Genomic DNA, 14,465 nt, shown 5'->3' with positions numbered 1-14,465 from the left:
AGCGATTGAGACAGGCGTTGCGCTCTGGACGACGCGCTTTGTCAGGACTGCGATTGCGGCAGGAACGCGCCCAGCACACGCAGTGCGGCGGAGGTGGGCGTCGCGCGCCCTTCGCGTACGGCCTGCTCCAATTCCGGCACCAGGGCAGCCACCTCGGGGTGCGCCCGCAGGGCCGCTCGCAGTCCGTCGTTCACCATGGCCCACATCCAGCCCACCTGCTGCTGGGTGCGCCGGTGCGACAGTTCCCCAGAGGCCTGGCGCTTCGCGAGGACGTCCTCCACGGAGCCCCACAAGGTGTCGATGCCGGTGCCCTCCAGGGCGCTGCACGTGGTGACGACCGGCTCCGCGCCAGGGCGCATCAGGTGCAGGGCGGCGCGGTATTCCGCGCGGGCCCGCGTGGCGCGCGGCAGGTTGTCGCCGTCCGCCTTGTTGATGGCCACCATGTCCGCCACTTCGAGGATGCCGCGTTTGATGCCCTGCAGCTCGTCACCGGCGCCCGCGAGCATCAGCACCAGGTAGAAGTCCACCAGGTCCGTGACCATCGTCTCGGACTGGCCCACGCCCACCGTCTCCACGAGCACCACGTCGAAGCCGGCGGCCTCGCAGAGCAGCAGCGTCTCCCGCGTCTTGCGCGCGACGCCGCCCAGCGTGCCGCTGGAGGGGCTGGGGCGGATGTACGCGGCCTCTTCGCGCGCCAGCCGGTACATGCGCGTCTTGTCGCCCAGGATGCTGCCGCCCGTGATGCTGCTGGACGGGTCGATGGCGAGCACCGCCACCTTCTGGCCGCGGCCCACCAGGTGCATGCCCAGCGCGTCGATGAAGGTGCTCTTGCCCACGCCCGGCACGCCGCTGATGCCCACGCGGCGGCTCCGGCCGGTGTGGGGCAACAGCCGCGTGAGGACCTCCTGCGCGAGCACGGCGTGGCGCGGGTGCTCGCTCTCCACCAGCGTGATGGCGCGCGCGAGCACCGCCCGGTCACCCGCGCGCACGCCGTCCACGTAGGTGTCCGCGGGCAGCAGCTTCACGCCGCCTCCTGCTCGGCGGCCAGCTTGTCGAGCAGCTCGATGGCGGCCTTCGCGATGACGGTGCCCGGGCCGAAGATGGCCGCGGCGCCGGCGGCGCGGAGCGCGTCGTAGTCCTGCGGCGGGATGACGCCGCCCACCACGACCATGATGTCCTCGCGGCCCAGGGCCTTGAGGGCGTGCTTGAGCTGCGGCACCAGCGTGAGGTGGCCCGCGGCCAGGGACGACGCGCCCACCACGTGCACGTCGTTCTCCACCGCCTGGCGCGCGGACTCCTCCGGCGTCTGGAACAGCGGCCCGATGTCCACGTCGAAGCCCAGGTCCGCGAACGCGGTGGCGATGACCTTCTGCCCGCGGTCATGGCCGTCCTGGCCCATCTTCGCGATGAGGATGCGCGGCCGGCGGCCGAAGCGCTTGAGGAAGTCGTCCGCCTTCGCCCGCGCCTCGGAGATGCCCTGCGCCTGTCCCGCTTCCGCTGAATACACGCCCGTCACCCCGCGCACGGTGGCCTCGTAGCGCCCGAAGACCTTCTCCAGGGCGTCGCTGATCTCGCCCACGGTGGCCTTCGCCCGGGCCGCGTCGATGGCCAGCGCCAGCAGGTTGCCCTCGTTGCGGCGGCCCGCTTCGGTGAGCGCGTCCAGGCGGCGGCGGACCTCTTCGCCATTGCGCTCCGCGCGCAGCTCGCGCAGGCGGGCGATCTGCGCCTCGCGCACGGCGGAGTTGTCCACCTTGAGGATTTCGAGGGTGTCCGGGCGCTCCGGCGGGTACTTGTTCACGCCGATGATGGCCTGGCGCCCGGAGTCGATGCGCGCCTGCGTGCGCGCGGCGGCCTCTTCGATGCGCAGCTTGGGCAGGCCGGCTTCAATGGCCTTGGTCATGCCTCCCAGCGCCTCCACCTCCTGGATGTGGCCCCAGGCCTTCCGGGCCAGCTCGTGGGTGAGGCGCTCCACGTAGTAGCTGCCGCCCCACGGGTCGATGACGCGCGTGGTGCCGCTCTCCAGCTGGAGGTACAGCTGCGTGTTGCGGGCGATGCGCGCGCTGAAGTCCGTGGGCAGCGCGATGGCCTCGTCCAGCGAGTTGGTGTGCAGGCTCTGCGTGTGGCCCTGCGTCGCGGCCATGGCCTCCACGCAGGTGCGCACGACGTTGTTGTAGACGTCCTGCGCGGTGAGGCTCCAGCCGGACGTCTGGCAGTGGGTGCGCAGCGCCAGGCTCTTGTCGCTCTTGGGCTGGAAGCCCTTGATGAGGCGGGCCCAGAGGAGGCGGGCCGCGCGCATCTTGGCCACCTCCATGAAGAAGTTCATCCCGATGGCCCAGAAGAACGACAGGCGCGGGGCGAACGCGTCCACGCCCAGGCCGGCGGCGAGGCCCGCGCGCACGTACTCGACGCCGTCCGCGAGCGTGTAACCCAGCTCCAGGTCCTGCGTCGCGCCGGCCTCCTGCATGTGGTAGCCGCTGATGCTGATGCTGTTGAATCGCGGCATCCGCTCCGCCGTGAACTTGAAGATGTCCCCGATGATCCGCATCGAGGGGCCGGGCGGATAGATGTACGTGTTGCGGACCATGAACTCCTTGAGGATGTCGTTCTGGATGGTCCCGCTGAGCTGCTCGGGCTTCACGCCCTGTTCCTCGGCCGCGACCACGTAGAGCGCGAGCACGGGGAGGACGGCGCCGTTCATCGTCATCGACACGCTCATCTGGTCGAGCGGGATGCGGTCGAACAGGATGCGCATGTCCTTGATGGAGTCGATGGCGACGCCCGCCATGCCCACGTCACCCGCGACGCGCGGGTGGTCGCTGTCGTAGCCGCGGTGCGTGGCCAGGTCGAACGCGATGGACAGGCCCTTCTGACCGGCCGCGAGGTTGCGGCGGTAGAAGGCGTTGGACGCCTCCGCCGTGGAGAAGCCCGCGTACTGGCGCACCGTCCACGGCTGCTGCACGTACATGGTGGAGTAGGGGCCGCGCACGAACGGAGGCAGGCCCGGCAGCGAGCCCAGGTGCTCCACGCCCTCCAGGTCCTCGCGGGTGTAGAGCGGCTTCACCGGGATGCCCTCGGGCGTGTCCCAGCGCTCGGCGGCGGCCGTGGCCTCTGTCGCCTTCGCGCGCTGCTGCTCCAGCATGGAAGCGGGCGTCTGGGTTTCGGGGGCGTCGAAGGCGACGCGGGAGAAGTCCGGAACGGTGGGGCGCATCAGGCCACTCCGAGCTGCTGGTGCAGCGTCTTCAGGAGCTGGACCAGGTCCGCTCCCGCGTAGAGGAAGAGGTCCACGCCGGCCGCGCGGAAGGCGGCCTCGTGGTCACCGGGACGGCCCGCGACGGCGACCGTGCGGGCGCCCTTCGCCTTGAGGGCCGCGACATAGGCCGGCACCGCCTCCGGGTAGAGCGCGTCCGGACCGGAGATGACCGCCAGCGACGTGTTCGCCTTCGCGAACAGCTCCGCGGCGGCGTTCGCGTCCGCGAAGCCGTGGTGCTCGTCCGCTTCGATGCCGCCCACGGCGAGCACGTTGGCGATCCACGTGGAGCGCGCGGTGTGCTCCGCGACGGTGCCCAGGTTCGCCATGAAGGCGCGAGGACGGACGCCGTGCGCCGCGTGGTAGCGGTCGCTTGCGTCGCGCAGGGACTCGAAGGCCTCCGCCAGGCGCACGGGCTGGGGCGGCGTGACGGCGCCCTCGGCCTTCGCGGGCGCGGCGGGGCGGGCCTCGCGCTGCACGGGGGCCTCGTGGAGGTGGGGGAACTCGCTGACGCCCACGATGGGCAGCTTGCGCGTGCGAATGGCCTTGTCGCGAGCGGTGCGCGTCTCCGTGAGGACGCGGGCCACGTCGCCCTGCGCCATGGCGCGCGAGATGCCGCCCAGCGCTTCGATGCGCTGGAGCTCCGCCCAGGCCGCGCGAGCGAACTCGTGGGTGAGCTGCTCCAGGTAGTAGCTGCCGCCCGCGGGGTCCGCGACGCGGTTGAGGCTGGACTCGTCACGCAGGATGAGCTGCGTGTTGCGCGCGAGGCGCCGGCCCTGTTCGTCGGGCGTGCCCAGGGGCTCGTCGAAGGGAGAGGTGCTCACGCTGTCCGCGCCCGCGACGACCGCGGCGAAGGACTCCGCGGTGCCTCGCAGGATGTTCACCCATGGGTCGCGCCGCGTCTTGGTGGTGCTGGCCGTGCGCGCGTGCAGCTGCATGGCCTGCGACTCCGGCGCGCCGCCGGAAGCGGCGACGACCTTGGACCAGAGCAGCCGCGCCGCGCGCAGCTTCGCGATCTCCGGGAAGAACTGACCGCCCACGGACAGGGCGAACTGCATGGACCGCGCGGCGTCACCCGGCGACACGCCCGAGCGCTCCAGCTCGCGCAGGTACTCCACGCCGGTGGCGATGCTCCACGCCAGCTCGTGCACGGAGGTGGCGCCCGCGTCCGCCCAGGGGCGCGAGGACACCAGCAGCGCGCGCAGGCCCGGCGCGTCCTTGAGCAGCGACGTGACGATGGGCGCGGCCTCCGCCAGCGTGCGGGCCACGTCCACCCTGGAGGCGCCGTGACGCGCGAGCGCCGCGATGGGGTCGATGCCCAGGCCGCCGCGCAGGCCCTGCTTCGCGGCGTGGGCCTTCTTCGCCAGCACCTCCAGCAGCAGGGACGCGGGCCGGAGCACGTCCGAGGTCGGCTCCAGGTGCACCGGCGTGCGGTCCAGCGGCACGTGCTGGAGCAGCCGCTCCAGCGTGGACGCGTCCTTCACGTCCAGGCCCAGCGGGACGTCCAGCACCAGCCACACGCCCTGCGTCCCGCGCTCCAGGTCATCGCGGAGCGCGCCCGCGGTCGCGCCCACGTCCGGACCCGCGTACTCCTGGCACAGGAGCCATCCACCCTCGGTGTGGCCCAGGGCGTGGGTGCCTCGCACGTAGGGTGCGACGCCGGGAGGCTCCGAGGGCGCCGGGGCGTCCTGGGACGTGTAGAGGGGCTGGAGGGACAGGCCGCCCTCCAGGGGCGACTGGAGCACCGTGAAGGGCTTTCCCTTGAGGTCCTTGTCCACCAGCCGGCGCCACTCCTCGACGGAAGGGGGCGGGAAGTCCGCTGCGGTAAGAGGCACGTCAGCCATGCTCCTCCCATAGGCGCATTGCCCTACCCGGGGCAATGGGCTGGTGACGCCGCCCGCCCCGAGTGCCCGGCAGTCTCCATGCGTCAGCGGAACGTCTTCGTGATGCAGTGCAGGGAGCCCTGGCGGGGGATGACGGTGTCCGAGGGGATGGGCACGGCCTTCACCGCGCCCGCGCCGAACTCCCGATCCAGCGCCCGCTGGTAGGTGGCCAGGGCCTCCTGCTCCTGGCCGTGGTGCCGCCAGGCCAGAGCGGGGGGCACCCAGCGGAACACGGGCACGGCCATCACGTCCCCCAGGCGGAGTTGGAACCCAGGGCTCAGTCAGCCGGTGGAGGGGGCGGGTCCCAGCCGCCGCCCAGGGCCTTGATGAGTCCCACCGCCGCCACCATCCGCCGTCCGGCGATGTTCGCCAGGTTCTGTTGGGCGGAATAGAGGGTGTTCTGCGCGGTGACGACCTGAAGGTAGGTCACCGTGCCGGCCTTGTACTGGTTCATCACGACCTCCAGCGTCTGCCGCGCGTAGCTGACCGCCTCCTGCTGGATGACGACCTCCTGCGCCAGCACGCGCAGCGAGACGAGGTTGTCCTCCACGTCCTGGAACGCGGCCAGCACCGTGGCCCGGTAGTTGGCGACGGCCTGGTCGTACTCCGCGCGGGCCTGCCGCGTCTGTGCCGCGCGCAACCCGCCGTCGAAGAGGCTCGCCACCAGCTGCGGTCCCAGCGACCAGACCAGGTGGGGGGCCGACAGCCACTGCGACAGGGCGGAGCTGACGAAGCCTCCGGACGCGCTCAGCGTGAGAGAGGGAAACCACGCGGCGATGGCCACGCCGATCCGCTCGTTCGCGGCGGCGGCCCGGCGCTCCGCCGCGGCGATGTCCGGCCGGCGCTCCAGCAACGTGGAGGGGAACTCCAGCGGCAGCGGCGGCGGCGCCGCGGTCAGCGGCACGCGGGGCACGGAGAAGGTGGACGCGGGTTGGCCCACGAGGACCGCGATGGCGTGCTCGTAGGTGGCCCGGGCAATCTCATTCTCCGTCGCGGAGGCCTGCGCCAGGGCGAGCTGCGTCTGGGCCTGGAGCACGTCCGGCCGCGCCGCCACGCCCTGGGCGTAGCGGTTCTGGGTGAGCTGGAGGGACTTCTGGTAGCCGGCGACGGCGTCGTTCAGCAGCAGTTGCAGGGCATCCAGCGCGCGCAGCTGGAAGTAGTACTGCGCGAGCAGCCCCTGCGCGGCCAGCTTCGCGTTGTCCAGGTCGGAGCCCGCGGCTTGAGCGGAGGCCTTCGCTTCGGAGAGCTGCCGGCGCACGCCGCCCCAGAGGTCCGGCTCCCAGGACGCATCCAGCGACAGGTCCAGGATGTTGCCCACGGTGCTGGTGCCCGCGTTGACGCCGGCCGGGGTGTTGGTGGTGCGGCCGGCGCCCTTCGCCCGAGACGCCGACACGGAGGCGCCCAGGGTGGGGAACAGCGACGCGCGGGCCTGGGCCACCAGGGCGCGCGCGCTGCGATACGCGGCCTCGTAGCTGGCCACCGTCTGGTTGGCGCTCGCGACCTTCGTCTCCAGCGCGTCCAGCTCCGCGTCTCCGAAGCGCTTCCACCAGGCGCCCCGGTCATGTCTGTCATTGGGCTCGGCGGGCTTCCAGCCCTCCGCGGCCTCCTTGAAGTGCGCGGGCACCACGACCTTGGGGCGGTGGTAGGTCGGGCCCACCGCGCACGCGGGCAGGAGGCCCAGGGCGGACAGGACAACGGCATGGAAGCGAAGGCGCATGGTCGGCTCCAGTTCCGGGCCTCAGGCCGTGCCGGGCCCGCGGGGCGCGAAGCGGCGCGCCCGCCACTCGCGGACGCGCCGGCCCATCCGGTCCAGGGTCATGTAGATGACCGGGGTGGTGTAGAGCGTCAAAAGCTGGCTGAGGCACAGCCCCCCCGCGATGGCGATGCCCAGCGGCCTGCGCAGCTCGGAGCCCACGCCGGTGCCCAGCGCCAGCGGCAGCGCGCCCAGCAGCGCCGCCATCGTCGTCATCAGGATGGGGCGCAGCCGCAGCCGGGCGGCGTGGAAGATGGCGTCGCGTGAACCCAGGTGGCCCTCGCGCTCCGACACCAGCGCGAAGTCGATCATCATGATGGCGTTCTTCTTCACGATGCCGATGAGCAGGATGATGCCGATGAGCGCGATGATGGACAGGTCCAGCTTGAACAGCAGCAGGGCCAGCAGCGCGCCCACGCCCGCGGACGGCAGCGTGGACAGGATGGTGATGGGGTGGATGAGGCTCTCGTAGAGGATGCCCAGCACGATGTAGACGGCGAACAGGGCCGCGGCGATGAGCATGGGTTCGGAGGACAGTGAGGCCTGGAACGCCTGGGCCGTGCCGCTGAAGCTGCCCTGCACCTCCGAGGGGAGGCCCAGCTCGCGCACGGCGGCTTCAATGCGGGTGACCACGGTCCCCAGTGACGTCCCCGGCCCCAGGTTGAAGGACACCGTCGCGGACGGGAACTGGCCCTGGTGGTTGACGGACAGCAGCGTGCCCGCGTCCACGAAGCGGGCGAACGCCGACAGCGGCACCTGCTGGCCGGTGGCGCTCGTCACGTAGATGCGGCGCAGGCTCTCCGGCCGCTGCCAGAAGTCCGCCAGCACCACCATCACCACGTGGTACTGGTTGCGGCTGGTGTACAGGGTGGACACCTGCCGCTGGCCGAAGGCGTCATACAGCACGCCGTCGATCTGCTGGGCGGTGAGGCCGAAGCGGGCCGCCGTGTCGTAGTCGATGACGACGTTGGTCTCCAGCCCGTGGTTGCGCTGGTCGCTGTTGACGTCCAGCAGCCCGGGCACCCGCTGCAACCGCGCCAGCACCCGCGGCGCCCACGTGTTCAGCGCCGGCAGCGTGTCCGAGGACAGGGTGTACTGGTACTGCGCGCTGCCCGCCCGCCCGCCAATCACCAGGTCCTGCGCGGACTGGAGGTACACCATGGCGCCGGGCACGGCCATCACCTTGCCCCGGAGCCGCGCGATGACGGCGTCCGCGGACAGCTTGCGCTCCTCCAGCGGCTTGAGCGTGATGAACAGCGTGCCCGCGTTGGACGAGCCGCTGGGGCCGGAGCCGCCAATGGACCCCGCCACCGCCTGGACGGCCGGGTCCTCGCCGATGATGCGCACGTAGGTGGTGAACTTCTGGCGCATCGCCGCGAAGGAGATGTCCTGCTCCGCCTGGATGCTGGCGGTGATGCGGCCGGTGTCCTGCTGCGGGAAGAACCCCTTGGGGATGACCACGAACAGGTAGCCGCTGAGCGCGATGGCGGCCAAGGTGAGCAGCAGCAGCAGCACCGGGTGCCCCAGGGACCAGGACAGGCTGCGGGCATAGCCCGCGTTCAGCCGCGCGAAGGGGTGGAAGGCGGAGCGCGAGCGCCGGGGCTTCTTGGGCCTCAGCAGCCGGGCGCACATGGTGGGCGTCACGGTGAGCGACACCACCAGCGACATGAGGATGGCCACCGACAGCGTGATGGCGAACTCGCGGAACAGCCGGCCCACGATGCCCTGCATGAGCAGCAGGGGGATGAAGACGGCGATGAGGGAGATGCTCATCGACAGCACGGTGAAGCCCACCTCGCGCGCGCCGCGCAGCGCCGCGTCCATGGGGGACAGGCCTTCCTCGATGTGCCGTTCGATGTCCTCCAGCACGACGATGGCGTCATCCACCACGAAGCCGGTGGAGATGGTGAGCGCCATCATGGACAGGTTGTCCAGGCTGAACCCCAAGAGCTTCATCACCGCGAAGGTGCCCAGCAGCGACAGCGGCACGGCGACGCTGGGGATCAGCGTGGCGCGCAGGTTGCCCAGGAAGGCGAACACCACCAGGATGACCAGCCCGATGGAGATGAGCAGCGTCATCTCCACGTCGCGCAGCGACGCGCGGATGGTGGTGGTGCGGTCCATCATCACCGTCAGGTCCACGTCCGCGGGCAGGATGGCCTTGAACTCGGGGAGCCGCGCCTGGAGCGCATCCACCGTGTCGATGACGTTGGCCCCCGGCTCCTTGAAGATGATGAGGATGATGGCCTCCTTGCCATTGGCGAGCCCCAGGCTGTGCACGTCCTCCACGTTGTCGTCGGTGACGTGGGCCACGTCCTCGAGCCGCACGGCGGCGCCGTTGGAGTAGGCGATGACGAGCGACCGGTACTGCTCCGCGCGGATGAGCTGATCATCCGCGCGCAGCAGGTAGGCCCGGGGCCCGTCCTCCAGCTGGCCCTTGGGGCGGTTGGCGTTCTGCGCGCCCAGCGCGGTGCGGACCGCGTCCAGCCCCAGGCCGTACTTCTCCAGCGTGGTGGGGTTCACCTCCGCGCGCACCGCGGGCAGCGCGCCCCCGCCCACCAGCACCTGTCCCACGCCCGTCACCTGGGACACCTGCTGCTGGAGGACGGTGGACCCCAGGTCATAGAGCGCGCCGCGGCCCCGGTGGGGCGAGGTGAGCGCCAGCAGCATGATGGGCGCGTCCGCGGGGTTCACCTTCCGGTAGGAGGGGTTGTTGGGCAGGTTCGAAGGCAGGTTGCCCCGGGCGGCGTTGATGGCGGCCTGGACGTCGCGCGCCGCCCCGTCGATGTTCCGCGACAGGTCGAACTGCACGACGATGCTGGTGGCGCCCAGGTTGCTGGACGACGTCATCTGGGTGATGCCCGCGATGCGTCCCAGTTGCCGCTCCAGCGGCGTCGCGACCGACGTGGCCATGATCTCCGGGCTCGCGCCCGGAAGGGCCGCCTGCACGCTGATGGTGGGGAACTCCACCTGGGGCAGCGGCGCGACCGGCAGGAGCCTGAAGGCCAGCGCCCCCGCCAGCGCGATGCCCAGCGCCAGCAGCGACGTGGCCACGGGGCGCCGGATGAAGAGCGCGGAGGGGTTCATGCCGGGCTCCGCGGCGCCGTGGGGGAGGAGTGCCGCCGCAGGTGCTGGAGCCGGCGCGACAGCCCCGCGAAGCCCAGGTAGATGACCGGCGTGGTGAAGAGCGTCAGCAGCTGGCTGACCATCAACCCGCCGATGATGGCGATGCCCAGGGGCTGTCGCAGCTCTCCGCCAATGCCTCCGCCGAGCGCCAGGGGCACGGCGCCCAGCATGGACGCCATCGTGGTCATCAGGATGGGACGGAAGCGCAGGAGGCACGCCTCGTGGATGGCGTCCCGGGGGGCCTTGCCCTCCAGGCGCTCCGCCTCCAGCGCGAAGTCGATCATCATGATGGCGTTCTTCATCACGATGCCGATGAGCAGGATGATGCCGATGAGGGCGATCATCCCCAGCTCCAGCCCGAACACCCTCAACGCCAGGAGCGCGCCCATGGCCGCGGACGGCAGCGTGGACAGGATGGTGAGCGGGTGGACGTAGGACTCATACAGCACGCCCAGCACCAGGTAGACGACCACCACCGCCGCCAGCACGAGGAAGCCCTCGTTCCTGAGCGAGTCCTGGAACGTGCGCGCGGTGCCCGCGAAGGCGGTCTGCACGGAAGGGGGGATGTGGAGCTTCTCCCGCACCCCGTTGAAGGCGCTCACCGCCTGGGACAGCGACACGCCGGGCGCGGGGTTGAAGGAGACGTTGGCGACGGGGAACTGGTCCTGCCGGTTGATGCTGAGCGGCCCCAGGCCCGGCGTCACGCTGGCGATGGACGCGAGGGGCACGGCGCCGCCGGTGGCGGACCGCAGGTAGACGGACTTCAGGGCGGTGTCCACGCGCTGGAGCGAGGGCGGCACCTCCAGCACCACGCGGTACTGGTTGAGCTGGGTGAAGATGGTGGACACCTGGCGCTGGCCGAAGGCGTCGTAGAGGGCGTCGTCGACCTGCAGGGCCGTGATGCCCAGCCGGGCGGCGGTGTCCCGGTCCAGGATGACGTTGAGCCGCAGGCCGCCGTTCTGCAGGTCGCTGGAGACGTCCCTCAGCTCGGGCTGCTCGCGCAGGTGGTTGACGAGCTGCTGGGTCCAGGTCTCCAGCGCCACGGCGTCCGGCGAGCTGAGGCTGTACTGGTACTGGGTGCGGCTCACGCGGCTGTCCAGCGTGAGGTCCTGCACGGGTGACAGGGCCAGGGAGATGCCGGGCACGCCGTCCAGCGCCGGCTGGAGGCGGCGGATGACCTCCGTGGCGGAGGCGTCGCGCTCCGACAGCGGCTTGAGGGTGACGAGCATCCGGCCGCTGTTGGATGTGGTGTTGGTGCCATCCACGCCGATGAACGACGACAGCCCCTCCACGGCCGGGTCTTCCAGCACCACCCGGGCCAGGGCCTGCTGGCGCTCCGCCATGGCGGAGAAGGAGATGGACTGGGGCCCCAGGGAGATGCCCTGCAGCACGCCGGTGTCCTGCACGGGGAAGAAGCCCTTGGGGATGGTGTAGAGGAGCAGGCCGGTGAGCACGAGCGTCACCCCGGCGATGAGCAGCGTCAGCGCGCGGTGGCCCAGCACCCACGTGAGCGCGACGTCGTAGTGGCCCACCAGGCGGTCGAACGCGCCGCCCACGGCGCGCTCGAAGCGGTTGGCCTCTTCGGGCGGGCGCCGGCGCAGCAGCCGCGAGCAGAGCATGGGCGTGAGGGTCAGGGACACGACCGCGGACAGCAGGATGGTCACGGCCAGGGTGATGGCGAACTCGCGGAACAGGCGCCCCACCACGTCCCCCATGAAGAGCAGGGGGATGAGCACGGCGATGAGCGACACCGTGAGGGAGACGATGGTGAAGCCGATCTGCTTGGAGCCCCTGAGCGCGGCCTCCAGGGGCGGCGTGCCGCCTTCGATGTAGCGGCTGATGTTCTCGATCATCACGATGGCGTCGTCGACGACGAAGCCCGCGGCGATGGTGAGCGCCATCAGGGTCAGGTTGTTGAGGGAGAAGCCCAGCAGCGACATCGCGGCGAAGGTGCCCACCAGCGACAGCGGCACCGCGATGCTGGGGATGAAGGTGGCGGAGGCGTTGCGCAGGAAGAGGAAGATGACGAGCACGACGAGCGCGACGGAGAACATCAGGTCGCGCTGCACGTCGCGCACGGAGGCGCGGATGGTGGTGGTGCGGTCGCTGAGCACGGACACCTTGACCGTCGCGGGCAGGGTGGACTGCAGCTGGGGCAGCAGCTTGCGGACGCTGTCCACGACGGCGATGACGTTGGCGCCCGGTTGGCGCTGCACGTTGAGGATGACGGCGGGCGTGGTGCCGGCCCAGGCGGCCTGGCGTACGTTCTCCGCGCCGTCGAAGACGTGCGCCACGTCGGACAGGCGCAGCGGGGCGCCGTCGCGGTACGCGATGATGAGCGGGGCGTACTCCGCGCTCGACAGGCGCTGATCATTGGAGTTGAGGGTGTAGGCCTGGCGGGGGCCGTCGAAGCCGCCCTTGGGGCTGTTCACGTTGGCGGCGGCGATGGCGGTGCGGACGTCCTCCAGCGTCAGGCCCCGCGCGGCCAGCGCGAGCCCGTTGGCCTGGATGCGGACGGCGGGGCGCTGGCCGCCGCTGATGCTCACCAGCCCCACGCCGGACAGCTGTGAGAGCTTCTGCGCGATGCGCGTATCCGCCAGGTCCTCCACCTGGGTGAGCGGCACGGTGTCGGAGGTGAGGGCCAGGGTGATGACGGGCGTGTCCGCGGGGTTGACCTTGTTGTAGATGGGCGGGTTGGGCAGGTCGGTGGGCAGGAGGTTGTTGGCGGCGTTGATGGCGGCCTGGACCTGCTGCTCCGCGACGTCCAGGCTCATCTGGAGCGTGAACTGGAGCGTGATGACGGACGCGCCGCTGGAGCTGGACGACGTCATCTGGTTGAGGCCTGGCATCTGCCCGAACTGCCGCTCCAGGGGCGCGGTGACGCCGGAGGCCACCACGTCCGGGCTCGCGCCAGGCTGGAAGGTGAGGACCTGGATGGTGGGGTAGTCCACCTCCGGAAGCGCGGACACGGGCAGCAGGCGGTACGACAGCACGCCGCCCAGGAGCAGGGCCATCATCAGCAGGGACGTCGCGATGGGCCGCAGGATGAAGGGTTCGGACATCAGCGCCCACCGTCCGCCGCCCCCGGGCCGCCGTCGGCGCCTCCGGCTCCGCCGCCACCCACTCCGGGGCCCGTGCCCAGGGCGTGCTGGCGCCGGATGGCGGAGCCGTTGGTGAGGGTGTCCGCGCCCTCCACGACCACGGTCTCCCCCGGCCGCAGGCCCTGGGTGATGACGGTGTCGTCGCCGTCCGTCGGGCCCGTCATCACCGCGCGCTGGCTGACGGTGTTGTCGGGCTGCGCGACATAGACGAACGTCCCCTGGACGCCGTGCTGGAGCGCCGCGGTGGGCACCACCGTGGCGCCGCGCAGCGTGTCGACGATGAGCCGCGCGTTGACGAACTGCTGGGGGAACAGCCGCGAGTCGCGGTTGGAGAACGTCGCCTTGAGCCGCACGGTGCCGGTGTTGGGGTCGACCTGGTTGTCCGCGGTGTCCAAGGCGCCGGTGGCCAGCAGGCGTTGGGCGCTGCGGTCATAGGCCTGGACGACGAGCGGCGTGTGCGTGTTCAGCTTCGCCAGGATCTCCGGCAGGTTGTCCTCCGGCACGGAGAAGATCACGTAGATGGGCTGCAGGGTGTTGACGATGACGATGCCGTTCGTGTCCGCTGCGTGGACGATGTTGCCGGGGTCGACGAGCCGGAGGCCGACGCGGCCGGGGACGGGCGCGATGATGCGTGTGTAGATGAGGTTGACCTCGGCGGCGGCGACCACGCCCTTGTCCGCCTTCACGACGCCCTCGTACTGGCGCACGAGCGCGCGCTGGGTGTCCAGTTGCTGGCGCGCGATGGAGTCCTGCTCCACGAGGATGGTGTAGCGGCGCAGGTCCAGCCGGGCGTTCTCCAGGTACGCCTCGTCGCGCATGAGCTGGCCGCGGGCCTGCTCCAACTGGCTCTGGAAGGGGCGCGGGTCGAGCTCCGCCAGGAGGTCGCCTGCGTTGACGAACTGGCCCTCCTGGAAGGCCACGCGCATGAGCTGTCCATCCACCCGGGTGCGCACGGTCACGGATGCGGAAGGGATCACCGCGCCCAGGCCCACGAGCGATACCGGCACGTCGCGCGTCGTCGCCTCGGCCGTCACCACGGGCTTGGGGCCATGAGCGCCCGCGCCTCCATCCGCGCCGCCATGCCCACCCGCGGCCGTGGCCCCAGAGGCGTGGGGACGGTGAGCCCGCGCTGCGACGATGGCCGCGATGACCAGACCAGCGAGCAGCAGGAGCCAGCCCCAACGGATGTGGCGGCGCCGGGGCGGGGGGGCCTCGGTTGACGTGGTCTCCCCTCCGTCGGGCCGCGACGACACCTCCGAAGAGGGGGCCGTATCGGGAGGAGGAGGCGTGGGCATGCGAAGGACCGCCAGGGAACCCACCGAGGAGGAGCCGCTGTTTCGGGGCCCCCAACGTGT

The 14,465-nt window shown here is 71.2% G+C and carries 8 protein-coding genes; all 8 read right to left on the bottom strand.

Annotated features, from left to right (window positions below):
* Nucleotides 1-41 precede the first annotated feature (41 nt).
* A complete protein-coding gene (gene meaB, locus KYK13_RS32445) occupies nt 42-1,025 on the bottom strand; it encodes a methylmalonyl Co-A mutase-associated GTPase MeaB (protein WP_223637709.1) in 984 nt (327 codons plus the stop codon).
* Nucleotides 1,022-3,208 (bottom strand): methylmalonyl-CoA mutase, encoded by a 2,187-nt coding sequence (gene scpA / locus KYK13_RS32440; RefSeq protein WP_223637707.1) that lies wholly within the window; start codon nt 3,206-3,208, stop codon nt 1,022-1,024. The genes meaB and scpA overlap by 4 nt, the downstream gene beginning before the upstream one ends.
* Complete coding sequence (locus KYK13_RS32435) at nt 3,208-5,091, bottom strand: methylmalonyl-CoA mutase family protein (protein WP_223637705.1); 1,884 nt, start codon at nt 5,089-5,091, stop codon at nt 3,208-3,210. The genes scpA and KYK13_RS32435 overlap by 1 nt, the downstream gene beginning before the upstream one ends.
* Nucleotides 5,092-5,174: 83 nt before the next feature.
* A complete protein-coding gene (locus KYK13_RS32430) occupies nt 5,175-5,375 on the bottom strand; it encodes an agmatine deiminase family protein (protein WP_223637703.1) in 201 nt (66 codons plus the stop codon).
* A 32-nt stretch (nt 5,376-5,407) separates the two neighbouring features.
* Nucleotides 5,408-6,847: an efflux transporter outer membrane subunit gene (locus KYK13_RS32425; protein ID WP_223637701.1), complete on the bottom strand. Its 1,440-nt coding sequence runs from the start codon at nt 6,845-6,847 to the stop codon at nt 5,408-5,410.
* A gap of 21 nt (nt 6,848-6,868) precedes the next feature.
* Nucleotides 6,869-9,970: a multidrug efflux RND transporter permease subunit gene (locus tag KYK13_RS32420; RefSeq protein ID WP_223637698.1), complete on the bottom strand. Its 3,102-nt coding sequence runs from the start codon at nt 9,968-9,970 to the stop codon at nt 6,869-6,871.
* The gene (locus tag KYK13_RS32415; protein ID WP_223637695.1) at nt 9,967-13,071 is read right to left on the bottom strand and encodes a multidrug efflux RND transporter permease subunit; all 3,105 of its coding nucleotides are present in this window, start codon (nt 13,069-13,071) and stop codon (nt 9,967-9,969) included. Before KYK13_RS32415 ends, KYK13_RS32420 begins: the two co-directional genes overlap by 4 nt.
* Complete coding sequence (locus KYK13_RS32410; protein ID WP_223637693.1) at nt 13,071-14,405, bottom strand: MdtA/MuxA family multidrug efflux RND transporter periplasmic adaptor subunit; 1,335 nt, start codon at nt 14,403-14,405, stop codon at nt 13,071-13,073. The genes KYK13_RS32415 and KYK13_RS32410 overlap by 1 nt, the downstream gene beginning before the upstream one ends.
* Nucleotides 14,406-14,465 lie beyond the last annotated feature (60 nt).

Source organism: Corallococcus sp. EGB (genome assembly GCF_019968905.1).
In the GTDB taxonomy this organism is placed as follows: Bacteria; Myxococcota; Myxococcia; order Myxococcales; family Myxococcaceae; genus Corallococcus.
The sequence above is the reverse complement of the archived record's forward strand: the minus strand, read 5'-3'. Positions and strand labels throughout refer to the sequence as shown.

Bases quoted from the DNA above. Each gene is read 5' to 3' on its own strand.
- KYK13_RS32425 (WP_223637701.1), bottom strand. From the start codon at position 6,847: ATGCGCCTTCGCTTCCATGCCGTTGTCCTGTCCGCCCTGGGCCTCCTG.
- scpA (WP_223637707.1), bottom strand. From the start codon at position 3,208: ATGCGCCCCACCGTTCCGGACTTCTCCCGCGTCGCCTTCGACGCCCCC.
- KYK13_RS32415 (WP_223637695.1), bottom strand. From the start codon at position 13,071: ATGTCCGAACCCTTCATCCTGCGGCCCATCGCGACGTCCCTGCTGATG.
- KYK13_RS32410 (WP_223637693.1), bottom strand. From the start codon at position 14,405: ATGCCCACGCCTCCTCCTCCCGATACGGCCCCCTCTTCGGAGGTGTCG.
- KYK13_RS32430 (WP_223637703.1), bottom strand. From the start codon at position 5,375: ATGGCCGTGCCCGTGTTCCGCTGGGTGCCCCCCGCTCTGGCCTGGCGG.
- KYK13_RS32435 (WP_223637705.1), bottom strand. From the start codon at position 5,091: ATGGCTGACGTGCCTCTTACCGCAGCGGACTTCCCGCCCCCTTCCGTC.
- KYK13_RS32420 (WP_223637698.1), bottom strand. From the start codon at position 9,970: ATGAACCCCTCCGCGCTCTTCATCCGGCGCCCCGTGGCCACGTCGCTG.